A 1459-nucleotide genomic window follows, 5' to 3' on the forward strand; every position below is an offset into this window, starting at 1 on the left:
CGGAGAGGGCGCGAGGCGCGCGGCCCCGCGCCAGCGCACGCAGGCCCAGACCCCGGTCCCGGCGCCCGCGCCGACCGGGCCCGGACTGCTCCCCGACGACGAGCCCGCCCCGAAACCGAAACCTGTTGTGAGCGAGAGGAAACCCGTGACCGAGCCCGAGACGACCGCGCCCGCCGAGGCGGCCCCGGTGAAGAAGAAGATCGCCCGGCCCCGCACCGCCGCGGCCAAGCACCCCGAGCTCCAGGTCATCCTGACCTATGAGGACGGCGAGTGGTCCGTGGCGGCGTCCCGCGGCGCCCGCACGGTCGTCAAGGGCGCCAAGGTCGCCCACACCAACGCGCTGGCGATGTGCCAGGCCGCGGGATCGGACGAGGTCGAAGAGGTCGTCTCGGAGGTGGTGGAGAAGATCCGCTCCGAGGCCGCCGAGGAGGCCGCCCGGCTGCGCCGCCAGCTCGAAGAGGCCGAAGCGCGCCTCGCCGAACTGAAGTAGCCCACCGCATTCGCGGAGCCGACGGGCCCGGGACGCCGAAACCGGTGGACCGGGCCCGGCTGTATGTCCGCGGCCGTTCGCTAATCGCGGGCGTGCTTGATGTAGATCATGACCGCTTCTCGGGTGGTCTTGACGTTCAGGGACGCCCGGGCGGCGGCGATGCGGCGGTTCGCGGTCCGCAAGGACACGAACTCGGCTTCGGCGGCGGCGGCGATCGTGGAGCCGGCGGCGAGGCGGGCGAGGAGGGCGCGCTGCTCGGCGTCGAGGTCGAGGCCGTCGGCGGCCTCGGTCTTCCCGGGGGTCAATCCGAGGGGCCCGACGCGGCGCAGGTCCGCGGCCAGGTTCAACGCGAGCTGCCCGGAGGCGACGGCGATGATCCCGGCCCCGCGGGCCGCGGCGAGGACGGCCTGTGAGGCGGTGTGGTCGTCGCCGACCTGCCCGTGGCACACCAGGCGCCGGTCGGCCAGGTCCCATGCGGGTTCGAGGAGCGCGAACCCGCGGTGGGCCGACCATCCGGCGGCCGCGCAGCGGCGCACCAGCGCCTCGGCTTCCCCGGCGACGGCGACGACGTGGAGGGGCACCTGTTCGCCCATCAGTCCTCACCGCCCTCGACCGGCGCCGACGACAGCAGCACCGCCGCTTCGGTGCGGGTCTTCGCGCCGAGCTTGCGCATCCCTGAGCGGATGTGGGTCTCCACGGTCTCGGCGGTGATCCCCAGGATCTCGGCGATGCGCCGCGAGGGGTGCCCGGAGGCGACGTGGCGCAGCACTTCGGCCTCGCGGTCGGTCAGGCCACCACCGCCGCGGGCGGAGCGGCGGTCGCGGCGCACGTCGTGCTTGCGCAGGCCCCGGCGCGCGCGCCCGGCCAACACGATGAGGCCGTGCTCGTCGGCGATGCGCTCGGCGGCTTCGAGGGCGGCGACGGCGGCGTGCGGCTCCCCCGAGTGCGCGGCCAGGGCGAGCAGGCAGC

The 1459-nt window shown here is 75.3% G+C and carries 3 protein-coding genes; 1 reads left to right on the forward strand and 2 read right to left on the reverse strand.

All coding sequences use genetic code 11. The annotated features are described in order from the left end of the window. The coding region (locus tag DI269_RS13035) for a hypothetical protein (RefSeq protein ID WP_232822733.1) at positions 1–490 on the forward strand (490 nt) is incomplete at its 5' end. An 80-nt stretch (positions 491–570) separates the two neighbouring features. Here DI269_RS13035 and DI269_RS13040 read toward each other — a convergent pair. After that, positions 571–1083: a LuxR family transcriptional regulator gene (locus DI269_RS13040; RefSeq protein WP_112136563.1), complete on the reverse strand. Its 513-nt coding sequence runs from the start codon at positions 1081–1083 to the stop codon at positions 571–573. Beyond that, the coding region (locus DI269_RS13045) for a helix-turn-helix transcriptional regulator (protein ID WP_198667389.1) at positions 1083–1459 on the reverse strand (377 nt) is incomplete at its 5' end. The genes DI269_RS13045 and DI269_RS13040, both read right to left, overlap by 1 nt.

This window comes from Glycomyces dulcitolivorans, assembly GCF_003265355.1.
Classification (GTDB): domain Bacteria; phylum Actinomycetota; class Actinomycetes; order Mycobacteriales; family Micromonosporaceae; genus Glycomyces; species Glycomyces dulcitolivorans.

What these genes read in the sequence shown, in the direction of transcription:
- DI269_RS13040 (WP_112136563.1), bottom strand. Translation starts at nt 1,083, where the DNA reads ATGGGCGAACAGGTGCCCCTCCACGTCGTCGCCGTCGCCGGGGAAGCC.